Here is a 543-nt window from a genome sequence, read left to right as displayed (position 1 = left end):
TGGCGTGCGACGCCTATTTCCGGCTCGGCGATCCGCTGCCGTGGCTGGCCTACCTGGGCCAGCGCGGCGCCGCCCGCGCCCAGCTGCTGTGGCAACGCCTGCGCGGCGCCGGCGGGGTGGCGCCATGAGACACTGGCTGCTGGCCGCGCGCGATCACTTCGGCACGCCGCACGCCAGCCGCCGGCCGCTGGCCGAGCACCTGGAGGCGGCCGCGCAATGGGTGTTGCGGGCCCAGGCCACCCATGGCGACGACGGCGTGGCGCACAGCTACGATGTGCGCGCGGCGTGCTGGCTGGCCTCGTACCCGGAAACCACCGGCTACCTGATCCCCACGCTGTACGATTATGCCGCCCACTTCGACCGCCCCGTCTACCGCGAGGCGGCGCGCCGCATGGCGCTGTGGGAGATGGCGGTGCAGTTGCCGGACGGCGGCGTGCGGGCCGGCACGATGGCGGCGCCGGCGCCGGTGCCGACCGTGTTCAACACCGGCCAGGTGCTGTTCGGCCTGGCGCGGGCGGCGCGCGAGACGGCCGACCCGCGAGA

General features: G+C 75.3%; 1 pseudogene. It reads left to right on the top strand.

The features are described 5' to 3' along the window. Positions 1-124: 124 nt before the first annotated feature. A pseudogene (locus GTP55_RS29250) lies at positions 125-543 on the top strand (hypothetical protein); the annotation flags it as partial.

It is taken from the genome of Duganella margarita (assembly GCF_009857535.1).
GTDB classification, from domain to species: domain Bacteria; phylum Pseudomonadota; class Gammaproteobacteria; order Burkholderiales; family Burkholderiaceae_D; genus Rugamonas; species Rugamonas margarita.
Note: the sequence above shows the minus strand (reverse complement) of the source record. Positions and strands in the feature narration are given on the sequence as shown.